A 20,025-nucleotide genomic window follows, 5' to 3' on the forward strand; every position below is an offset into this window, starting at 1 on the left:
CCCCGAAGGGATTTGTGTCTTTGTTTAAAAATCAGGGAATAAAGAGCAACGGGCAGCAAGCGCGGGTATAGCATTAAGGGTGCGAAGTAACGCTTACCAATGGCATCTTTATTCCTGATTGCAACAGGTTTAGGTAAAAGAAAATGATGAACAACAGATTGAAGGCAACAAGCAACAAGTGTTTCGGTTGTCCCATGCTCTGATCTGCTGAGCTACCTTAGCTTTTGGCTAAAGGCCGGATTTTTACCGGCGACCCTGGGGTTAAAATGCGAAGTAATACTTGTTTACGACACTTTAACCTGTTGTTCATTTAAAAATAAGGGCAATGGTCAACAAATTTTCTGCATTATGCTCTACCAACTGAGCTACCGCCATTACCAGCGGGTCGGGATCGAACCGGCGACCCTAACGTCCCTAAACGAAGTAGTACTTGTTTACGGCACCTTATTTTATTTTTTATATTTTAAAGAGAAGGGTAATAAGCTATAAGTGCTTGCTTACACTGCGTTCTACTCGTCTAAACTACCCTTTCGGGGCCGGACTCAAACCGACGTTTCAGGAATGGAAATCGAAGTAACACTTATAAACGACACCTTCTTTATAAAGAGCAATAAGCAGCCCGCGTAATTAAACTTTGGACGAAGTAACGCCAGGCAAACGGCATCTTTATTTTTTTAAGTGCAGGGATGTTAGCGTCCCTACACGTTTTATAAATCTATTTTGTTAATGATATCCAGCGCTGTGCTTCCGTTTTCAATTGCTGCTAACACATCAAAAACTTTATCGCTCCAGCCTGCTATTAAGTACACATCGTTTTGCAATAGCTGCAATGGCGCCTGGCCATAACCAGCCAGGTCAAACAAGTATAGCTTTGCCTTTGGCGCAACGTGTTTTTTGTAATAAACCCATTGCTCCTGGATGTGGTTGCTGCCACCGTTACTGTTCCACAACTGACAATCGGTAAATAACATTACCTTGTCTATGACTACGCGGCGGGTACTCAGGTCATGGATAACCAGGTAGCCATTGGTTGAATAGCCCACTTCGCCTTCGCGGCGGTAAAACTCCTGTACGTTGCCTAATATGTTGTTATATGGTATGGCAATGGTTTTCCAACGGTCGCCAAACATACCCACTTCCACATTTTTGCAGCGAGACTGCAGCAACATGGCCAGCATCAAACCGATATCATACAACAGCACTTTTGACTTTGCTGATACAGGTTTCTGCATTGATCCTGATACGTCGCAGGCCAGCACTACCCGGGTGTTTTCATCAAATCCCCTGATATTGGCGGCGCTTGCCTGTACTGCTTTTTCCAAAGCGTCCAGCAGTTCGCCGGTGTAGCCTTTGTTGCCTGTTATAGCTGCTTTGGCTGCCCTCGCAATATTTTGTACTGCCGATGCAGGAGTTATCAACTCACGGTAAGCCGCCAGATAACGGAATGGGAACTGTTTGGCTTTAGCCACCTGTTCGCCATCGGCTAATGTTGTGCATACTTTTTTAAAGTGCGCATAGCTTACGCCGGCATCCTGTATGTTGCGCAGGTTACGCAGTAAGGCCATATAGCCAACTTTACCGCTATCAATCAGCTCTTCCCATTTGGCGCGGAACGCTATTGCCCTGGCTTCGGCGCTGTCAAAATTCAGCTGACCAAGAGCCGAGAGTTCTGTTTCCCAGGTGTAAGGCGTTTGCAGTTCGTTTGCTGCAATCTTGTTAAAGATCAGCTGCTGCAAATCGTCTTTGGCACGTGGGTGCACCAGGAACAAAGCGTCGCGCATTTTAATAGCGCCATCGCGGTTATATTTAGCAAACTGGTATTCATCAAAGCGGTTAAACGCTTGTGATAAACCTTTTTGCATTTGCTTTGACAAACGATTGAGCTTTTTAGTGCCCTTGCGCTGGTTTAATGTTTCATAGCAAGCCAGTAACTCGGTGATTTCATCGGCGCGACCGATAACCCCGTCGGTAACCCGGGCAACCAGATCGTTGCCCGAGTGCAGCTTAGCCAATTCGGTAACCAACACCAGCGGTACCGAACGCATATACATTTTGGTACGTGCATAAACTGCCAGTTTACCAACAAATACCGGGTTACATTTAGCTATCAGGTTGCGCAGGCGCTCCATACGTACCTGGTCTTTTTCATAAAAGGTGTTGTTTAAGCTCCAGGTTACTACCATGGTGTACAATTCCAATTCGGCACTCATGGTAAAGGCTTTCGCTCCTTCATGATTTGTCGTTTTGGTTTTTACTCTGCTTAACAGGTTGAATTTCATTTTGAACCTCCTTTATTTCGTTTTGTTGATACAAAGGTTAGATGTTACTGCGCAGTGTATTTGCGCAGTGAAAAATATTTTTATTTTTTTCTAAACCTTGATTCGTAGGATTAAAAGATGGACTTGATGCTTTAATGATTTGTGAAAATTCAGAAGATTAAATGTCGCTTTAGGGTTCTACTCAAGTAATCCTTTAATCCTACGAATCAAGGTTCAAATAGTTGTTAAGAAAAATATTTTTCATAATTATTTTTTAATTTAAATATTGTTTGTATAATTGCATCATGAAAACAACAATATGTATATCATGTCCATCACCCATACTGATTTATCAGAGGAGATAGCTATGTATATATAGTAAGTATATAACAACATTGAGAAATCCTCTTAGATAAAAACTAAGGGGATTTTTTGCTTTACAGGGTAGTATATCAATTGGTCAGATTACCACATTTGGGATGTGGAGGCTCCCGGTTCGAGTACGGGTTACCCTACTGATTTACAGCTGGAAATATAGCTCAATGGTAAGAGCAGCACCCTTATACGGTGTCGGTTAAAGGTTCAAGTCCTTTTATTTCCACAACATGGCCGGTTGCCCGAGTGGTTCAAGGGAGTCCTCTGCAAAAGGAATGCTCGCAAGTTCGAATCTTGTACCGGCCTCTCTTTTTTATTGATGCGTAATTACAATACGCAGCGGATTTGATTGTTGGATATCCTGTGCGGCGATCAGTTGTTTTTGTTATTAAATACTTATTTAATAGTATTTATATTGGTATTTTTTGTCTTTTTTTGTTTTATGGTTGCTGTTTTAATTGTTGAATGATATCTTCTATCCTTGAACAATCGGCGATTGTTTTCTGTGTTGTATTGTTTGAAAGAATGCCGTGTAAATAGCTGTAAATAAATGTATTGTTATTTTTATTTGGATTTATTCTAAATAGAGTATTTCTTTGTAGTCAATTACTCATCTGTTACCGTTATGAATCCACTGCTTGAAGTAATATCGCCCCGGTTTTTCATCAAAATAAGATGTCTGCTTAATTCCAGGTCATTTGTTCCTGAATCGGGGCGAAAAATCTATCCAATCCTAAACCACCCGGTGTCCGTCGCCAAACCTTACACCGGGCAGCAATTAACCGATCCTTTAATATTTCAATTTGCAAATGAATAAACTTCAACGTGGCAGTTTTACTTTTTTCGACTTCATTCAACTTGCCTATCCATTAGTTATAGGTAAAAAGAAGCAGAGCTAAGTATAAAGATTTAATGAGATGAGCCTTTCAGGTAGGGTTATAGCCTGAAAGTAAAAAAGCCCCGGTGCCTGGTCGCCAAACTTCACACCGGGTAAATGTTAACCGATCCTTTAATCTAATTAATCATTCTAAACAAAACTATGAATTCTTCCCGACTATGCAGTCAACCTTCTACATTCAATCCATTACAAAAAGTTAATATTTACAATACGCTAAAATGGCTGGGATGCCTTGTGTTACTGCTTATTAGCAGTGTTGCGCAGGCCCAAACCCCGCATGGTACAATTAAGGGTAAAGTTGTCACGTCAGACGGGCAGCCTGGTGAGTTTGTGAACGTGGCCCTTAAAGGCACCAGTAAAGGTACCCATGTAAACGCTAATGGTATGTATACCATAAACAATATCAATCCGGGTACTTATACCCTGGTTGCCAGTTATATTGGGCTTAACACACAAAACCAAACGGTTGAGGTTAAAGCCGGCGAAACTATTGAAGTTAACTTTACCCTTACCGAAAATAACCAGCAATTGCAGGAAGTGGTGGTAACATCGGGCAAAAAGATTAACAAATTTAGCCGTCAGCAAAGCGACGATGTTGCCAAGCTTCCGCTTAAAAACCTCGAGAATCCTCAGGTTTACAACGTTGTAACCAGCGAGTTGCTAAAAGATCAGCTTAACGTAAATATATCTCAGGCTTTATCAAACGTACCCGGCGCTGTTCCATCTATTGATCCGGCTGGTGGCACCAGTATTACCTTGAGGGGTTTTACGGCCGAGATTGCCGCCCGAAACGGCATCCAGTTCATAGCGGCCGGTCGCTCATCTGTTGATCCGGTGAATGTTGATCATTTTGAAGTGTTAAAAGGCCCGTCGGCTACGTTGTTTGGCAACACGGTATCATCTTATGGTGGTGCCATCAATATGGTTACCAAGAAACCTACTGCGGAAACGAAAGGTGAGATCACCTATTCGGCTGGAAGCTGGGGTTTAAACCGCGTTACTGCCGATATTAACACCCCGCTTAACCAGGAAAAAACCGCATTATTTCGTGTTAATGCCGCTGTAAACAAACAACAAAGCTACCTCGTAAACGGCCATAACAACACTTTTACTATCGACCCGAGCCTGTTGTATAAGGTAAATGACCGCCTTACTTTGTCGGCCGATCTGGAAATTTACCACGAAGATCTTACCCGTGTGCCTTATATGCGGTACACCGGGTTGAATATCACCAACATTAATCAAAACCCTTTAGATTATCGCACTTCACTTTACAGCGATGGGATCAACGCTGTGACCAATACCTTCCGTTCATATTTTGAGGCTAAATACAAGATCAATGATAGCTGGACATCGCAAACCAATATCTCTGTAAACAACGAAAAGGTTGCCAAAAGCTACCAGGCATATCCAACATTCATTAGCCCTACGCTCATAGAACGCGGAATCTCATTATTTGGCCCTATTACTACCATCAATACAGATGTTCAGCATAATTTAAAAGGCGATTTCAAGATCGGCAAGGTCCGTAACCGTCTGGTTTGGGGACTGGATTATATTCACACCAAAAGCGATTTTACCTATGCCAGCGCCACTATCGATACTATCGACATTACAAAATCATACGGCCCTGTTACGCAACCACTGGCTGATAAAGCTATTCAGAATGGCTTTACCGGATTATATCCTTCAGAATTTAACCAGTACGCTACCTACGCTTCTGATTTAGTAAATATTACAGACAGGCTGATGACGCTGGTTAGCTTACGTGTCGACCGGTATCAGCTTAAAGGCAATGGTGGATATAGCCAAACATCACTTACCCCAAAATTGGGTTTAATATATCAACCCGTTAAAGACCAGGTATCCATTTTTGGTAATTACATGAGCGGTTTTACCAACAATGGCCCAATTGTGCAGCCCGACGGTACGCGAATTGTTTTGAAACCGGAACATGCTTTTCAATGGGAAGGTGGTGTTAAAGTAAGTACAGCCAATAACAGGCTTTCGGCAACGGTAAGTTACTACAACATTGATGTGCGCGACGCTTTGCGTTACGATAACGCCAATTTTACCTATCAGGACGGTAAGCAAAAAAGCCAGGGAGCAGAGGTAAGCATTGTTGCTAACCCTGTAGAGGGCCTTAACCTCATTGCGGGATATGTTTACAACAAAAATCAATACATCCGCGCTACATCCGGCGAGGGTAAGGATGTAACCGGTACGCCAAGAAATGTGGCCAATTTTTGGGGTAGCTATAAATTTCAACCTGGCACTTTACTGCAGGACTTTGGTTTTGGCGTAGGTGGTAACTATGCTCAAAAAAGCTATTATGATCTGGGCAATACCATCGTGATCCCGTCATTTGTACTGGTGAATGCTATCGTGTTTTATGAACAGCCTAAATGGCGTTTGGGGATTGCTGCCAATAATATCGGTAATGAAAAATACTGGTCGCCGTCGTTTACAGCTAATCCGCAGCCTTTGCGCCAGCTGATTGCCTCAGCTTCATTTAAGTTTTAACCTTTATCACACGCCGGTCGGAGAGGAATCTCTGGCCGGTATTTTTTAATAACCAAACACTAATGCCTGATTGCACCTGCTATGCATGATTTGATTAATGAAATAAAGTTACGACCCATATCACAGGTTATTTTAAAATACCTGATGGATCACCGGGAGCCTGTGGATGCCGAAACCATTTGGTTGGATGTGAAAGCTAACGGGGCTACTTTTAGTATAGGCTCAATTTACGGACACTTAAAGCGGATGGAGGATGCGGGAATTATTGCCAAAGTACCTAAAACTGACCGGAAAGCTTTATACCAATACATATCTTCAAATGCTTAACAAGATATCAGGTTGGCTTCACCTGGTTAAATCCTGTTATTCACCTCCGAAGAATAAGGGTGTGAAGGCATTGGTAATCACTGAATTTCGACGTTGCTAAGTAATATTGCGAAATATAGTGATTGTAAATAAGTGTTGTTTTTATTTAAGTATTTGATTTTTAGTGTGATATGTGTTTGGCCTCTGTTTGGCAATGGGTGGTGTAAATTAAAAAGCATCAACCGAAAGCAAAGCCAACATGAAAACATTATCTACCGTAAAAAGAAACCTCATCTCAGTTTTTAAATATCTTTTCATACCCCATAAAACGCTTTCGCCCGGGGAAAGGGCTGCCTGTATTAAAGGAGAGCTGATATCGATATACCTGATCGCTATCAGATTGTATTATGTGATCTATAATTGATGTTGGATTTGTACTTTTATCCTTGATGACTCAAGAGGAAGTAGATTATATAATAAGTCATTTCAATAGCCTGATTAGTGAGCCGGAGCTGATTGCTTTGAAACACCATTTCTATGTGGGCGAAATCAACGGAAATAATTTACGTAAACGATGGTACCTGGAAAATAAAAGGATTACCGAAGACCCGGAAATATTAAAATTACTGGATGATGGTTACGAGCAGCTTCGATTAAGGGCTGCTGAAAATGCATTGAAAAACCATCCTGATAAAGTGTATTTTAACAGATGTGAGATATGTGGTAAAGTTGCCCGTACACCTCTCGCCAGGCAATGCCGGTTTTGTGGCCATGACTGGCACTAAGTCTACTCGCTGTCTTCGTTCTTAATCCCTTTCAATAAAGCGTAAATAGCCATGGCATGACCATGCCCCAGTTCAAAATCTGCCTTAAGCCAATTGGTGACGTCGCCGGCTTTTGCAAGCAGGTCGCCATTTTTTGTAAAACCTTTTTCTTCGGCCAATTGCCTGAAATCGGCCGGCCCTTTGCCCGTTTTCTCTTTTATTGTTTTTAAATATCCCTGGAATGACATGGTGGTTATGTTTTGAGTAAATTTAAAATTACAAATACAAAAATTACACCCCTTTTTTGCCATTTACAAAATCGAGAATCTTTTTGGTCTCCTCCGGATAAATGCCAATGTAATGGCTCCTCACCATATACGGCACTTTCATTTTGCTTTGGGCAGCCTCGAGCCTGATCACGTTTGATGCCTTATTTGGCATGTGGCAATCAATACAATATGTTTTTATAGCCGTACCCATTTGCGGTGCCAGTTTGCAAAAATTATGATTAGCCTCACTGTGGCAGCTCAGACATTTTTGCGTGTAGGTTACCATACTTTGAGGCTGACTTACGTGTGGGTTGTGGCAATTACCACAATCCATTTTGCTCATGGTGTAGCACTTGCTGGCTATCAGCAAATCATATTGGTTACCATGAACGTCGGGCATATTGCTGCCGGGTATTACACGCGGTTGGGTACGGTCTTTTAGCAAGGTATCGCCCATTTCAAACTCAAATGATGAGCGTTGCGGGATATTTTTATTGCCCGAGTGACAAACCGCGCAAGCATCCATTTTTTGCGTGCGCGATAATGATGCGTAAGTGGCAATATATTTTGCCTTTTTATCATCGGGGTTGTCGGTATGGTAGTTAACGTGATTGGCTGCAGGGCCATGACAACGCTCACAATCGATACCATAAATGAGGGAAGCTTTTTCAAAGCCGAAATCGCCAGCCTGCGGCGGAAGTTCTTTTACGTACGAACTATGGCATTCCAGGCATCTGCGCAAAATAGGGCGACCGAAATTCATACGATCGGGCAAATAACCAGGACTATTGGCCCAATTATGGATAGTCGCAAAATAGGATACCGGTAGTTCATAAAGCATTTTGCCTTTCCAATACATGTAGGTTTGGGCTTTGCCGTTGCCAATGGAAACATCAAAAGGTTCGGCTTCGGTTTCTTTTCCGTTGAGATAACCAACCTGGTAAAGGCTGTCATTGCGCTTTTTCATTATTATTTTCTGGCCCATGCCAAACTCAAACGTATTGGAATCTTTGGCAAAGCTGCCCCGGATGTTATGAATATTAGCCAACTGCGATGTTTGAAAATGCGCGGTGTGCAGAAAGGAACTGTAAACATCACTATGGCATTTTTTACAACTCTCAGATCCGGCGTAAATTTCGCCCCTCGGATCGGCAGGAGTTGAGTTATAGCACTGGGTTAAAATGAAACTTAAGGGTATAAGAGCAATAAGAGCTAAAAAAGAGTATCTTTTTTTGAGCATTGTTTACGGTTATCTGGCTGGTTATAAATTGGTTTTGATTTTTTGGGAAACCCGGTAAAATCTAATTCCAATTTAAATCAATATTTATATAAAACAAATGCTAAAACAGGTAGTAGAGGTGATGTAGGGGAGGATGTGGGATTTCGGAATTGGGAATTTCGATTTCGGGGGGTTAGTTGTTTCCGTCTCTTAATTTACGAATCTGTTCGAGAGCTATGATATCCAGTTGGTCTTTCGGTCTGTTTATAACACGTTTGTTTTCTATCAACTGGTTGATGTGCAGGAACGGTACTTGTACACCTTCAATTTCTGCAACTGAGGCCATGTCCAGGCATTCATCAAACGTGTAACCTTCTAAACCTTTCATGTCAATTAGAATATCTAATTTGAGGCTATTATTAAGTTGAAAGTCAGTCCAGCCTGGTACAAATTGCATGTATTCTATCATGGGATAGTCGCCCATATCGCAACCTATGAAAGCTTTGCGTAGTTGTTGTCTGTTTTGAAGGGTGTCTTTTATCCAGATATCAAGGTCTCCGGTAAAGCGCTGATAGCCATGAAGGTTGATGGCGAATCCGCCAACCATGATATATTGAACGTTAAAGTCCTGAAGCGCTTTCCAAAAACTTAATATTTCTTCGTCAAATACATCCACAAATTATTTGCTGATAAATGGTTTATGCACTATGGAGGCTTTGCTCATGGTTTGCTGTATTTTGTATAAACGAGTAGCCATTTCAAAACGTTCTTTATAGCTTCGTTTCAACCCTTCTTTTAAGAGTTCAATTTCAGCATCGCTAAGTGTTTGCTTGTTTTTGTCCATACTGTGACTAATCAAATTTATGAAAAAATAAGCTTTAAGGCAAAATTAGAGAAGGGGCGCTTGGTTAGCATCAGATAACAGATTTACGAAGTTTTTAAAACTCCGTAAATCTGAAAAAATAACACCGAAAAAAATTATATCTGCGAATACGCAGTAGGTACCAGCATAGTTGAAGTTATTTTATTAACCAACAGTGCATCGGCATATTCGGGTACGGCGCTGATCTTTTTCCATTCAGGGTCGCTGCCAAAGGCTTTCCAATGGGCGCTTTTTGCTTCCATATCATCAAATGTGATCATATAGGTAAGATTAGGCCTTTGCGGACCGATAACCGTTTCGCCCCAAAAAACAGGTTTGAAACCGAGGCGTTTAAATACATCTATTTCGCCCTCCTCGTTAAACATTTCAATCTTCTTTTTCCCGGCGGCCTCGGTGGCGCTTTGGTACTGTCGCAATTCAAAAATCCTTGCCTTATTTTCCGGCACTTCCAGGTGTGGCATGTGTACAAATGCTTTTAATAATGAGCTTTCAATACGCTCATAAGCGGGGGATGCAGCCGGGGCGTTCAGATAGGCCGCCCCTTTAGCCTGTAATTGGGCATCGGTGTCAAAGCTTTCTGTCACCGAGTTGAAATGGGCGATACTGTTAAATTGTATCAATACAAAAAGCCTGGTTTGGCTTTCGGGTTTCATTTCAGTAAATACGCCTACATGTTTTACGCCCAAATGATTAAGCGCCGGTATAGCGGTATCTCTCAAAAAATCTTCAACAAGCTTTTGTTGTTCCGGACTTTTGAGGTTGTACACTCTTAGCTCATAATACTCGGTAGTTTTAAGGGCGGTTTCTGTAGCGTTGCTCATAGCGGGTAAAACAGTTGCGGTTACACCGGTTAACAGGGTTGATTTAACAAAGGAGCGCCTTTTCATAGGAGGTTTAATTGTTTGGCTAAGATAGGCTTTTCGGCAAAAATGCGGCGCGGCTGTTGTATGTTTTTGAAAACGAAAGCATCATCTAATTGTAATACAAAGGCATCTGATTTTGGCCGGCTTGCAAATTTCTCTAATTTGGTCACCTGCCTTTTGCAGATCATCTATTTATTATGAGCCAGCTATTATTACCCGCCTCTGTATTCGATTTTATGAGGCAACTGAAACAGAACAATAACCGCGAATGGTTTGCACAAAATAAAGAAGCTTATCAGCTGCAACTGGAATATGTGGAGACTTTTACTGAAGGGTTATTGAATTTGGTTAATACGCATGACGTAATTGAAACGCCTACCGCAAAAAAGGCGCTGCACCGTATTTACCGCGATATCCGTTTCTCAAAAGATAAAACACCTTTTAAAAGCAATTGGAGCGGCGGTTTTAAACGTGCAGGCAAACATCGCAGGGGTGGGTACTATTTTCACCTGGAACCGGGAAATACTTTTATAGGAGGAGGTTTTTGGGCGCCTAACACGCCTGATCTTAAACGGATCCGCGACGATATCGCCTTTGATCCATCGCCTTTAAAGCAGATCATAAACAGTAAGGAATTTAAAACTGTTTTTGGTGTGTTGGAGGGAGAGCAGCTTAAAACAACCCCCAAAGGTTACGCCGCCGATGATGATGCCATTGAGCTTTTGAGGTATAAACAGTTTTTAGTTAGACGACGCTTTACCGACGCCGAAGCTTTAAGTCCGGATTTTGTAAAACAGGCTTCTGACACTTTTAAAAGTATGCGCCCGTTTTTTGATTACATGAGTGATGTGCTCACCGCAAATTTAAACGGGGAAGAGGATTAGCCGAACCCTTTATGGGGGCGACTTACTTATGCCCGGTTGACCCGTCGTTAGCTTCCGTGATCTTGCTGAGGTTGTAGTGCATTTGGCCGTTATGCTCTTCGCCTTTGAGCAGGCCTTTGTTAAACAGGTCGGCCAGGGTGGTTTTAACCAGAGCGGTAAGCTGCTCATTTACAATGCCGGGCTGCAGGCTTTCCAGCTCTTTTAATACCCTGTCTGCCGTACCTTCGCCAATCTGGGCCAGCGCGTAAATAGCTTTGTTTTGCTGGGTATCCTGCGTATCGAAATGCGCGGGGATATGCAACGGTTTATATTCTTCCCTGAATTCTTCGTCGGATAATGCCATGATAGTAAGTTTATTATCTTATTAACAAATGTCGTCGGGGTTTGTGTGGCATGTTTCAAAACAATAAACGCGGGCATATGGCCCGCGCTCAGTTTAATTTATAAGATAGTTTTAGCATTAAACAGTTGATGGGTTTCTGATAATGCCCAGTAAAAATGAAATTACGGCAATTACCAATAATGCATGTATTAAACCTGTTGCCGAGTAGGCAAAAACGCTGATCGCCCATCCTATAATCAGGATTACCGCGATGATATACAATAGTGATCTCATAGTTTGATGTTTTTAGTTTGTTATATAAACTACTTTAAAAACCATGCCATAAATCATTCTTTATGTAAAAATATTATTTATACTGACAGTGAATTAATTTTAGCGAAATGTGTTTTGTGGCATCCCTATTGTTATATTTTGCGGATAAACCTGCATTATGAAACCTTTTTTCGTAACCACCGCCAATAACCTGTCACTTGTAATCATGCCCGAAAGTGAGGCGCATGCCGACGGGCACCCGTTTTTAACTTATACCTACAGTATTTTCCGGCGCGATGACTCGATTCTTGCCAGGCTAAACCAACCCGACAGGCTTTTGCTGCCAAATAAGAAAACCAATCCTGATTATCTCGGGTATGTCAGCTTTGAGCAGCCGGGCAAAGTGTTTAGTTATTTTGCTGATGGCGAACACGAGCTATCATACGACGAAGTAGTGGATGTGATTGAAGAGATCAATCATTTTAGGGACACGCCACAATTATGGACGATTTAAAGTTAGATGTTCACATATTACTCCCATAAAAATGAACAGAGGCGCTAAGGAAAATCCTTGCGCCTCTGTTTGTAAATAACAAGAGTTATTTTTTTATTTAGTTGGCGGTATCAACTGCATGAAGGTTACAATACTACTGGCTTCGTACGACTGAATATCGCCGGTAGGTGTGCTTACAGCATAATTACGGTAAGTTAGATTACGGGCGTCGCGGTTCTTCCAGCCTGTGTTGACGTTGGTCTGTATCCAGCTCAAGTACTGGCTTTGACCGCCATCATTTATCAACTGTACTATATACTGGGCAAAAATAGCTTTTAGCACACCCTGTTCGTTAAAATCGCCTTCGGCAGGAAGTATGCCGTTGGTACACAGGTTGTTTTTAACATAATCGGCATATAGTTTAGCATCATTCAGGTAAGCTACATCGTTGGTTTGTTTGTATAGCGCCATGGCCGCGCCGATGGCTGTGCCCGAATTATAAGTATAATCCTGACCACCGGCCGGGTTATTGCCTATTTTATTGTCGTTTACTTTACCAGATGCGTCAACTAAATTGGTTTTTGACCATGTGTAGATGGATTTAGCCTTGTCAAGGTATGATGCATCTTTGGTGATGCTATACAGTTTCATGGCCGCTATAACAGTTGGGAAATTGATGCACGAGTTTTTACCGCTGTGCTGAAAATCCCAGAACATACCGCCGTCTACCGGGTCATATGAGCCATTCCATACCCGCTCAAACCCTGCTTTTGCTTTATCAAGATAAGCAGCATTACCGGTAAGCTGGTTAGCGCGGGCCAAAGCAATTACCCACCACATCATATCATCATAAATAAACCAAACGGTAGTATTGTTCCAGTTGTAGCCATCGTAATGATTGTAGTTTCCCTGGTATATATCGCTGATCCGGGTTAGTTGCGCCGGAGCCTTGGTGCGTTCATAAACATTCATGGCCATATCCCAGTAAACAGCCTGTGTCCATATAGCGGCTACGCCGTCTTTTTTGGTGGTGCTGAAATAAAGCTTATTGTTTGAATCATAAAAGGCATTATTGAACGCTGTATAAGCAAGATCAGCATCTGCACTGCTAAAGCCGGTGCTGTTATCGGTTGGAGTAGGGGTATTGGTATCGGGCTTGGTAGTAGCAGGTGTAACTTCCTTTCCCTTACTGCAGCTTACCGCGGTAATAAAAGAGCTCAGGAGTAACAGGTAGATTGTTTTTTTCATAATTTATAAATGTAGGTTAGTAAAATTGGCTTGGCTGGTAGCGAGATAAGATTTGCTTTTGTTTATTATAGGCGGGGCAATTATAGGTTAAAAAAACGCTGCTTGATGGCGTTTTAACCTATAAAAAATCATTAACCCAATTTTTAACCGGCATTTTAACCGAGAAGACGGACTTGAAAAGAGGAATATTAAGTTGCAGTTTTAACCTTGCGCAGGTTTGCGTTTGGTGGCATGCGTTTTACTTTCCTTTTTCTCGGATAAAGGTGTAGATGCAGGGGCTGATGGATGATGATGCTGTTGATGACCATGTACCAGCCGTTCGCGCATAAAATGGGTAAGCTTATGATGAAATGGCACCAGTACCGATGCAAGACATACTAAAATGATTAGCTCAAGCACAGGTAAGTGATTACTGATGCGTTGTACAAAAGGGTGGATGAATAAGGTAATAAATTCAAAAGCGAGCAACAAGGATAATACACTCATAAATTCAATAACCTTGCGGTGGGTGCGACTTTTACTAAGCAGCAGCACAATCAGGAAAAACGTGGGTATAAATACAGCTATGCCAACCAGTTGCAGGTTAACTATCCGGGCTTCTTCTTCTCGGTGCTTTTCTTCGGCAATTTCCTCCTGCCGGGCGGCTTCGTTAAAGCTTAGCGTTTGGATCTGTTTGACTTTTTCGGCGTTGAACATACTGTCCTTCGCGGCGATGGAGGTTTTCAGGTATTGCAGTTCGAGGTGATCATTTTTGCCCCGGTATACATCGGTAAGCAGGTTGCTGGCATGGAAAATGCCTTCAGGATATGCCGCTTTTTTTGCCGCGTTAAGGGCCAACGAGGCATAATATACGCTTGAGTCGGGCGCGCCGGTTTGCTTATAGAGCTGTGCTATGCTGTTGTAGCTGTCGGCAAGGCTGTTTTGATCGTTGGTTTTAACAGCGTAATTTACACTTACCCGGTAATAATCCAAGGCAAGGGCGGTATGCCCCATTTTATAATTGATGTCGCCTAAAATGGATAAGGTGTTGGGCATGGTGGCCGTATCCTTAAGGTTTTGTTTTATGGTGTAGGCCTGCATCTCATAATTTAAAGCCGAATCAACTTTGTTAAGTTTGATATAGCAGTTGCCGATATTGGCCAGGATAATACCGAGGCGGGCGGTTTCGTGCAATTCTTCGGCAACAGCTTTAGCTTTAAAATGATAGGACAGAGCTTTTACGTTGTCCATCTGGTCGGAATAAACAATGCCTATATCGCTCAGGCTTTTTAGAATACCCAGGCGATCGTTGATTTCTTCGCGGATTTTTAGGGAGTTAAGTAAAAATGAGAGGGCGCGGTCGTACTTGCCATTTTTCCATAAAACTACGCCCAGGCGGTTCATGCAGTCGGCTTCGCCTTTTTTAAATGAGAATTTGCGGGCCAGTTCAAGTCCTTGTTGTGCGTACATCAAAGCGCTATCGGGGCGGGTAGCTTGCAATTGCAGGCTTAATTGCCTCAAGGGCTCAACGCCTGCTGTGTCATTTTTATGCTGATCGGCTTGTTGCCTTAATTGGTTTAGTGTTTTTTTTTGAGCGTAGGTATTTATCGCGATGCCCGTGAAAAAGCATACGCAAGCCATCACCTTTTGTATGTGGTTCAGCATAGATTATTTATAAAGCATAAGCCCCCGTTTTAATAAACGGGGATAAAAGATATACGGGGTAATGGTATCGGCTTATTAAAATAGTTATTTAACTATCCATTGAAGGTTCTTCAGCTGCATCTTCTGGTTCAGGAGGGCCGGCAAATCCGTCAGTAACTTCGTTTTCCGGCTCGAGGCCTGTTTCGTTATCAGCAAATCCCATTGAGGTGTTTTTGTCCCTAAAACCCATTGAAGTGTTTTTGTCAAATGCTTTGGTTGATGCGCTCATGACTTTAAAGTTTAAAATCCGTTTGAAACCAGTTAATTGTTAATTGATCAGGTATATAAATATACAATTATATTTTACTGATAATCAAATTTTTACGCATTATGTGAAAATGATGTGATGCTATAGCCTATTATTTTGCCGCTTTGAGAATTTGATGAGGATGCAAGAGGCAAAAGAGGAAAAATATAGCCTGTTTTAAGGAGAGTATATGGCAGAAAGATTTTTTAAATCCGCGATTTTAGATGACGTAACGCGGCCTGTACATGCTCCCCGTGGTTTTTATGCCAGTTGGTTACCTCGGCCGGATCAACAAACTTTATCTCAAGGCTTTCTAACGATATTTCGATGTTGCCGCTGATGTATTTGCAAAGGTATAGCGCCTGTAAGGAGCTATGAGGTTGTCCAAACCTCCCGGCTGGCACAGCCAGAAATTGTATTAGCTCAACGGGTTCAACAACAAGTTTCGCTTCTTCCCAAAATTCACGTTTAATGGCCGTTTCCGGGTCTTCACCGATATCAACCCAACCACCGGGCAATCCCCATAAAAAGTCATCACTACGGTGTTCAACCAGTATGCGGCCCTGTTCATCAAACAAGATTCCATTAACGCCTACTTTCGGGGTTGCATATCCCAGGTCATTGTTAAAGCGCTCTTTTAAAACTTCGGTTTCGAGGCCGGTAAATTCGCTGTATTCCTGGGTAGCTATCTCAAGTAGTTTTTGGTAGCGCTCCATGTCAAAAGGGCTTTTCGTGTACCTGATGCCGCTTTGAGCCAGGGCGTATATACTTTCAAGCAGGTCGATATAGTTCTTTTTCATACAGTGCCCGCAATATAGCTAACAGCTTATATAACCGGGATAAAGAAATTATAAAATCATTGGTTATGATTGTTTGCAGATGAAAGGAATTTTGTAATTTTAAACCATGCGGTTCTCCTGACCGCACCAGCCAGTATGTGGTTCAGAGATGTACGAGTTCGAATCTCGTTCTGGGCACACTCCAAATTTATAAAGACTTCTGTGTGCTTAATTCTTGGGTCGAGAGTTTGAATCTCTCCGGGGTTACACCTTTACAAAATCTCACTTCGGGAAATTCTCTTTAGCGGCTTACTATTCGTCGCATTTGCCCTACTATTGGTCGCATATACACCGTAGCGGTTGTTTTCTTATTCCTGAGATTTGTATTGTAACAAAAACAAATTATAAACACAAACCTATAACAGGAGGCAAATCTTATGAGAAAGATAATCGTTTTAACATTCATTACATTAGATGGCGTAATGCAGGCACCCGGTGGTCCGCAGGAGGACACATCAGGCAATTTTAAATTCGGCGGCTGGTCAGCCCCTTTTACCGACGAAGTTTCGGGCAAGATCATGCAGAAACAGATGGGGGCTACAGATATTCTTTTAGGCCGGGAAACATTCGATATTTTTGAGAGCTACTGGCCTCAGCACGCCGATTATTGGCCGGGAATTAATGACGTAACAAAATATGTGCTGTCCAATACAAAAGATAAGTCTGACTGGAACAATAGCGTGTTCCTTACCAATGTAGAGGATATTAAAAAACTTAAAAACTCAGAGGGTTCGGATTTAAAGGTGTGGGGTAGCGGCGAGCTTGTTCAGCTACTACTGAAGCATGACCTGGTAGATGAACTTTGGCTCAAGATTTACCCCGTGCTTCTTGGTAAAGGAAAAAGCATATACGGCCCTGAAACCCTGCCGATGACCCTGGAGTTAACAGAAAGCACCGTTACGCCGAGTGGTGTGATTGTAGCTAATTATAAGCGGGCCGGTGAAGTCAAAACAGGTAACCTTGGTGCGTAAATTAATTCAGGAAGTCACTCATTCACCAAACAGGATGCGGGTCATTTCGGCATGGTTATTCAGGAAATGCCGGGTAACCATGTAATGCTCCGTTTCCTCGTATTGTACCCGCTTAATGCCCGAGTCATCCAGTTGGTAAATGGTGGCGCCCGGGTAGGCTAATAAAATAGGGGAGTGAGTGGCAATAATGAATTGTGAATTTTCGCGTACAAGCGTGTTGATGAGCGACAAGGCAGCCATTTGCCGGTTGGGTGACAACGCGGCCTCGGGCTCGTCAAATATGTAAAGCCCATTGCCTGTAAGCCTGTTGGTGAGCGTAGCCATGAACGATTCGCCATGTGAGCATTCATGTAATGAGCTTACACCATATTGCTCCTTAAATTTACGCCGGTCATCCTCGTAAACATCCTCCATGTACGTGGCCAAATTGTAATAGCTTTCGGCGCGAAGGAAAAAATAATCAGTCGGTTTTTTGAAGCTTTTAATACCGGTTAAATAATTAAAAAGTTGCGACGAATTACTATGCGTTTGAAACTGCGCATTTTTTGAACCGCCCTCGGTACTAAAACCCATCTGTAAAGCTATCGCCTCAATCAGTGTTGATTTCCCCGAACCATTTTCGCCAATAATAAAAGTAACATCAGGGTGAAACTTTAACGAATGCAGGTTCCTGATAGCCGGGATCTGAAACGGATAGGCATCAAAAGATGGCACCATATCACGTTTTAGTTGGATCTCTTTAAGAAAAGGTTTGGCTTGCATGGTATGGTAAAGATAGGGATTGCGACTTACTTAGGATGGCATATAGATGCATCTTTATGCCGAAATTTAAGGAGCAGCAATTGAACGATTTACTTTAAATAGATCTAAAGCAACTGCATTTTCAATCGAAGTTTTAATAGAAGTCATCATAGAAAAGATTTCTGCGTGCAATTTGATGTATTCTTTCTCATCGATTTTTAGGAATTCTCCATGAGCTATGGTGTTTCTATAGTTTAATAATTGTTCATCTATCAAATTTGCTTTTAAGGAGAATGGAGTATAATCAATTCCAATTGTTGTGAGAATTTCTTTTAATATGGTTGACTTTAGATTGGAGCCAGTTGAAATTGCATTAGAATCATCAATAATAGCGACATCATTATCACAGCTCTTTAAGTAATCTATGAGTTGTGTATGAATTGTTGCTTTGTTCGTATTCTCGAATAAAACTAATTTTTGCTTTAATGATAATGCAATTAAGTAGTTTGGAAGATCTTTATATGCTAAACTTTGATTCTTAACATAATTTAAATAAGCAGTGCAAGCACACTTTACAAATCCTTCCCAGTGAGCATATAAAAGTAATGTGGCTGTTCTTAGTGCTACATTTTTTGTTTTACCGATTGAGCCTTTTACAGATAATAATACCTGTGAAAGTTCAAGTTTTCGCCATCCAAAATCTTTATCTAAAGTGTCCTTTAGGTCAATTTTAGTTCTGATATTCATGGTACTAAAATGCGCTGGCCAATAGGGATAATATAGGGAACTCGTCTTGTTACATTTACTCCCGTGCCGGATCTGGCTTGATAATCAGAGTTTATCCAGATGCTTTGCACTTTGTTAATAAATTCAGTTTTGATTGTTGAATCAATAGTAGTACTCTGCCACATTACGTAATTTCTACCCAGAGCAATACCCACGGCTTCAAAGCCTGAGATCAAAAAGCTTCCCTCAAATTTACTCTTTTGGGAATTGTACCTTTTGAAGCTGTCACTTCCTAATATTTCATTTAGTAACGAGAATGTGAATTTGAAAATTTCTTGTTCTTCCTGGCGATTATAATTGGGGTTTTGACACATTTCTATCATTTTATCTGTGATAAAAACGCCTAAGTCCTGAGTGCTTTTTATATCATTAAGTTCAAGATTTCTTAAGATTAAAAATCTAAGAACAAGTTCAACATTAAACTGCTCATCAATAAGACGGTCTGCGAGCGATATGACTTCTAAAAATGGGTCAAATTTAGCCAATTCGATCAACCATTCGTAGAAATCAGGTTTAATCATGACCAATAGGCAATTTCTAACCTCTTGGTCGGAAAGCTTAGATCCTAAAGTATTTAATCTTTGAAATAATTCATATTTGACATTTTCGTCGCTTTCTCTCTTAACTATCTTTATATCAAGTTTCTCACGTTTGAAGATGAATTGTAAATCTTGACTGAATCTGTGATTGTCATCGCCACTTTTATACGTCATTCCATCCAAAGAGGGTAGATATGTTGTTTTGACTAATGTACTTGGCGGTAGTAAATTTCCATCCAAATCTTTCAACTCACCAACAAATTCTAAAATTGTAGAAAGACGTTGCTGTCCATCAACAACATCCCATACTCCATTCTTTCTTTGTGAAACAAAAATTGACGGTATCGGAATACCTAAAAGTAAACTTTCTATCAATTTTGATTTTTGCAATATTGACCATCTAAAGAAACGTTGAAATTCTGGATGAACGTCAAGCGCGTCTTCTTTATATAAAGAAATTAATTCGCCTATAGACATGGGGTATCCGTCGGTTGAAATCTCTTTTTTCTTATCGTCTATTTCTTTGATTAAACTCATGTGTTATTAAGGTTTATTTGTTTTAAACATATGAATAATTTAATATTTTCTGTTATGAAATATATTATTCTTTCTTTTTCGCACGTAAACAGACCAAGTGATTA

At 41.4% G+C, this 20,025-nt stretch carries 21 protein-coding genes and 3 tRNA genes; 9 read left to right on the forward strand and 15 right to left on the reverse strand.

The window, feature by feature from the left end; genetic code table 11:
* Positions 1–707: 707 nt before the first annotated feature.
* Positions 708–2,279, reverse strand: a complete 1,572-nt coding sequence (locus tag EAH55_RS11435; RefSeq protein ID WP_121809729.1) for a TROVE domain-containing protein — start codon at positions 2,277–2,279, stop codon at positions 708–710.
* A gap of 420 nt (positions 2,280–2,699) precedes the next feature.
* Between EAH55_RS11435 and EAH55_RS11440 the strand changes: the two genes are divergently transcribed.
* The 6 genes from EAH55_RS11440 to EAH55_RS11465 all read left to right on the forward strand — a co-directional run bounded on the left by EAH55_RS11440 (position 2,700) and on the right by EAH55_RS11465 (position 7,145).
* Positions 2,700–2,773, forward strand: a tRNA-Pro gene (locus EAH55_RS11440).
* Between the two features lie 13 nt (positions 2,774–2,786).
* A tRNA-Ile gene (locus EAH55_RS11445) sits at positions 2,787–2,859 on the forward strand.
* A gap of 6 nt (positions 2,860–2,865) precedes the next feature.
* Positions 2,866–2,939: transfer RNA gene (locus EAH55_RS11450), tRNA-Cys, on the forward strand.
* Positions 2,940–3,672: 733 nt separating this feature from the next.
* Positions 3,673–6,054, forward strand: a complete 2,382-nt coding sequence (locus tag EAH55_RS11455; RefSeq protein WP_121809730.1) for a TonB-dependent receptor — start codon at positions 3,673–3,675, stop codon at positions 6,052–6,054.
* An 81-nt stretch (positions 6,055–6,135) separates the two neighbouring features.
* Complete coding sequence (locus tag EAH55_RS11460; RefSeq protein WP_121809731.1) at positions 6,136–6,381, forward strand: transcriptional repressor; 246 nt, start codon at positions 6,136–6,138, stop codon at positions 6,379–6,381.
* 428 nt (positions 6,382–6,809) lie between these two features.
* Positions 6,810–7,145, forward strand: coding sequence for a hypothetical protein (locus EAH55_RS11465; protein ID WP_121809732.1), 336 nt, complete (start codon positions 6,810–6,812; stop codon positions 7,143–7,145).
* Positions 7,146–7,147: 2 nt separating this feature from the next.
* On the opposite strand, the gene EAH55_RS11470 is transcribed toward EAH55_RS11465, so the two are convergent.
* The 5 genes from EAH55_RS11470 to EAH55_RS11485 form a co-directional block, all read right to left on the reverse strand.
* On the reverse strand, positions 7,148–7,372 hold the full coding sequence (locus EAH55_RS11470; RefSeq protein WP_121809733.1) for a DUF4287 domain-containing protein: 225 nt from the start codon (positions 7,370–7,372) through the stop codon (positions 7,148–7,150).
* Between the two features lie 43 nt (positions 7,373–7,415).
* The gene (locus EAH55_RS11475) at positions 7,416–8,633 is read right to left on the reverse strand and encodes a cytochrome c3 family protein (RefSeq protein ID WP_121809734.1); all 1,218 of its coding nucleotides are present in this window, start codon (positions 8,631–8,633) and stop codon (positions 7,416–7,418) included.
* A gap of 172 nt (positions 8,634–8,805) precedes the next feature.
* Positions 8,806–9,288: a hypothetical protein gene (locus EAH55_RS11480; RefSeq protein WP_121809735.1), complete on the reverse strand. Its 483-nt coding sequence runs from the start codon at positions 9,286–9,288 to the stop codon at positions 8,806–8,808.
* A 3-nt stretch (positions 9,289–9,291) separates the two neighbouring features.
* Complete coding sequence (locus EAH55_RS30850) at positions 9,292–9,456, reverse strand: hypothetical protein (protein WP_162996833.1); 165 nt, start codon at positions 9,454–9,456, stop codon at positions 9,292–9,294.
* A gap of 134 nt (positions 9,457–9,590) precedes the next feature.
* Positions 9,591–10,382, reverse strand: coding sequence for an NIPSNAP family protein (locus EAH55_RS11485; protein WP_121809736.1), 792 nt, complete (start codon positions 10,380–10,382; stop codon positions 9,591–9,593).
* A 173-nt stretch (positions 10,383–10,555) separates the two neighbouring features.
* On the opposite strand from EAH55_RS11485, the gene EAH55_RS11490 reads away from it, so the two are divergent.
* Positions 10,556–11,242, forward strand: coding sequence for a DUF2461 domain-containing protein (locus tag EAH55_RS11490; protein ID WP_121809737.1), 687 nt, complete (start codon positions 10,556–10,558; stop codon positions 11,240–11,242).
* Between the two features lie 22 nt (positions 11,243–11,264).
* On the opposite strand, the gene EAH55_RS11495 is transcribed toward EAH55_RS11490, so the two are convergent.
* Positions 11,265–11,585, reverse strand: coding sequence for a hypothetical protein (locus EAH55_RS11495; protein WP_112573717.1), 321 nt, complete (start codon positions 11,583–11,585; stop codon positions 11,265–11,267).
* Positions 11,586–11,702: 117 nt separating this feature from the next.
* Entirely contained in the window at positions 11,703–11,858 is a 156-nt protein-coding gene (locus tag EAH55_RS11500) for a lmo0937 family membrane protein (RefSeq protein WP_114937125.1), read from the reverse strand.
* A 157-nt stretch (positions 11,859–12,015) separates the two neighbouring features.
* Here EAH55_RS11500 and EAH55_RS11505 point away from each other — a divergent pair, with 157 nt between their 5' ends.
* Positions 12,016–12,351, forward strand: a complete 336-nt coding sequence (locus tag EAH55_RS11505) for a hypothetical protein (RefSeq protein ID WP_114937126.1) — start codon at positions 12,016–12,018, stop codon at positions 12,349–12,351.
* Positions 12,352–12,444: 93 nt separating this feature from the next.
* On the opposite strand, the gene EAH55_RS11510 is transcribed toward EAH55_RS11505, so the two are convergent.
* The 4 genes from EAH55_RS11510 to EAH55_RS11525 all read right to left on the reverse strand — a co-directional run bounded on the left by EAH55_RS11510 (position 12,445) and on the right by EAH55_RS11525 (position 16,308).
* Entirely contained in the window at positions 12,445–13,578 is a 1,134-nt protein-coding gene (locus EAH55_RS11510; protein WP_121809738.1) for a glycoside hydrolase family 76 protein, read from the reverse strand.
* A 201-nt stretch (positions 13,579–13,779) separates the two neighbouring features.
* Positions 13,780–15,222 (reverse strand): tetratricopeptide repeat protein, encoded by a 1,443-nt coding sequence (locus EAH55_RS11515; protein ID WP_121809739.1) that lies wholly within the window; start codon positions 15,220–15,222, stop codon positions 13,780–13,782.
* A gap of 88 nt (positions 15,223–15,310) precedes the next feature.
* The gene (locus EAH55_RS11520; protein WP_121809740.1) at positions 15,311–15,490 is read right to left on the reverse strand and encodes a hypothetical protein; all 180 of its coding nucleotides are present in this window, start codon (positions 15,488–15,490) and stop codon (positions 15,311–15,313) included.
* A gap of 224 nt (positions 15,491–15,714) precedes the next feature.
* Complete coding sequence (locus EAH55_RS11525) at positions 15,715–16,308, reverse strand: NUDIX hydrolase N-terminal domain-containing protein (protein ID WP_121809741.1); 594 nt, start codon at positions 16,306–16,308, stop codon at positions 15,715–15,717.
* 416 nt (positions 16,309–16,724) lie between these two features.
* Here EAH55_RS11525 and EAH55_RS11530 point away from each other — a divergent pair, with 416 nt between their 5' ends.
* The gene (locus EAH55_RS11530; RefSeq protein ID WP_121809742.1) at positions 16,725–17,318 is read left to right on the forward strand and encodes a dihydrofolate reductase family protein; all 594 of its coding nucleotides are present in this window, start codon (positions 16,725–16,727) and stop codon (positions 17,316–17,318) included.
* 18 nt (positions 17,319–17,336) lie between these two features.
* Here the strand turns inward: EAH55_RS11530 and EAH55_RS11535 are convergent, their stop codons facing one another.
* The 3 genes from EAH55_RS11535 to EAH55_RS11545 form a co-directional block, all read right to left on the reverse strand.
* Positions 17,337–18,080: an AAA family ATPase gene (locus EAH55_RS11535; protein WP_121809743.1), complete on the reverse strand. Its 744-nt coding sequence runs from the start codon at positions 18,078–18,080 to the stop codon at positions 17,337–17,339.
* Between the two features lie 66 nt (positions 18,081–18,146).
* Positions 18,147–18,806, reverse strand: a complete 660-nt coding sequence (locus tag EAH55_RS11540) for an MAE_28990/MAE_18760 family HEPN-like nuclease (protein ID WP_121809744.1) — start codon at positions 18,804–18,806, stop codon at positions 18,147–18,149.
* Positions 18,803–19,921: a GmrSD restriction endonuclease domain-containing protein gene (locus EAH55_RS11545; RefSeq protein WP_121809745.1), complete on the reverse strand. Its 1,119-nt coding sequence runs from the start codon at positions 19,919–19,921 to the stop codon at positions 18,803–18,805. The genes EAH55_RS11540 and EAH55_RS11545 overlap by 4 nt, the downstream gene beginning before the upstream one ends.
* Positions 19,922–20,025 lie beyond the last annotated feature (104 nt).

Origin of the sequence: Mucilaginibacter kameinonensis, from assembly GCF_003675385.1 — a bacterium.
GTDB classification, from domain to species: Bacteria; Bacteroidota; Bacteroidia; order Sphingobacteriales; family Sphingobacteriaceae; genus Mucilaginibacter; species Mucilaginibacter kameinonensis.

Bases quoted from the DNA above. Each gene is read 5' to 3' on its own strand.
- EAH55_RS11435 (WP_121809729.1), bottom strand. From the start codon at position 2,279: ATGAAATTCAACCTGTTAAGCAGAGTAAAAACCAAAACGACAAATCAT.
- EAH55_RS11455 (WP_121809730.1), top strand. From the start codon at position 3,673: ATGAATTCTTCCCGACTATGCAGTCAACCTTCTACATTCAATCCATTA.
- EAH55_RS11460 (WP_121809731.1), top strand. From the start codon at position 6,136: ATGCATGATTTGATTAATGAAATAAAGTTACGACCCATATCACAGGTT.
- EAH55_RS11465 (WP_121809732.1), top strand. From the start codon at position 6,810: ATGACTCAAGAGGAAGTAGATTATATAATAAGTCATTTCAATAGCCTG.
- EAH55_RS11470 (WP_121809733.1), bottom strand. From the start codon at position 7,372: ATGTCATTCCAGGGATATTTAAAAACAATAAAAGAGAAAACGGGCAAA.
- EAH55_RS11475 (WP_121809734.1), bottom strand. From the start codon at position 8,633: ATGCTCAAAAAAAGATACTCTTTTTTAGCTCTTATTGCTCTTATACCC.
- EAH55_RS30850 (WP_162996833.1), bottom strand. From the start codon at position 9,456: ATGGACAAAAACAAGCAAACACTTAGCGATGCTGAAATTGAACTCTTA.
- EAH55_RS11485 (WP_121809736.1), bottom strand. From the start codon at position 10,382: ATGAAAAGGCGCTCCTTTGTTAAATCAACCCTGTTAACCGGTGTAACC.
- EAH55_RS11490 (WP_121809737.1), top strand. From the start codon at position 10,556: ATGAGCCAGCTATTATTACCCGCCTCTGTATTCGATTTTATGAGGCAA.
- EAH55_RS11495 (WP_112573717.1), bottom strand. From the start codon at position 11,585: ATGGCATTATCCGACGAAGAATTCAGGGAAGAATATAAACCGTTGCAT.
- EAH55_RS11500 (WP_114937125.1), bottom strand. From the start codon at position 11,858: ATGAGATCACTATTGTATATCATCGCGGTAATCCTGATTATAGGATGG.
- EAH55_RS11505 (WP_114937126.1), top strand. From the start codon at position 12,016: ATGAAACCTTTTTTCGTAACCACCGCCAATAACCTGTCACTTGTAATC.
- EAH55_RS11510 (WP_121809738.1), bottom strand. From the start codon at position 13,578: ATGAAAAAAACAATCTACCTGTTACTCCTGAGCTCTTTTATTACCGCG.
- EAH55_RS11515 (WP_121809739.1), bottom strand. From the start codon at position 15,222: ATGCTGAACCACATACAAAAGGTGATGGCTTGCGTATGCTTTTTCACG.
- EAH55_RS11520 (WP_121809740.1), bottom strand. From the start codon at position 15,490: ATGAGCGCATCAACCAAAGCATTTGACAAAAACACTTCAATGGGTTTT.
- EAH55_RS11525 (WP_121809741.1), bottom strand. From the start codon at position 16,308: ATGAAAAAGAACTATATCGACCTGCTTGAAAGTATATACGCCCTGGCT.
- EAH55_RS11530 (WP_121809742.1), top strand. From the start codon at position 16,725: ATGAGAAAGATAATCGTTTTAACATTCATTACATTAGATGGCGTAATG.
- EAH55_RS11535 (WP_121809743.1), bottom strand. From the start codon at position 18,080: ATGCAAGCCAAACCTTTTCTTAAAGAGATCCAACTAAAACGTGATATG.
- EAH55_RS11540 (WP_121809744.1), bottom strand. From the start codon at position 18,806: ATGAATATCAGAACTAAAATTGACCTAAAGGACACTTTAGATAAAGAT.
- EAH55_RS11545 (WP_121809745.1), bottom strand. From the start codon at position 19,921: ATGAGTTTAATCAAAGAAATAGACGATAAGAAAAAAGAGATTTCAACC.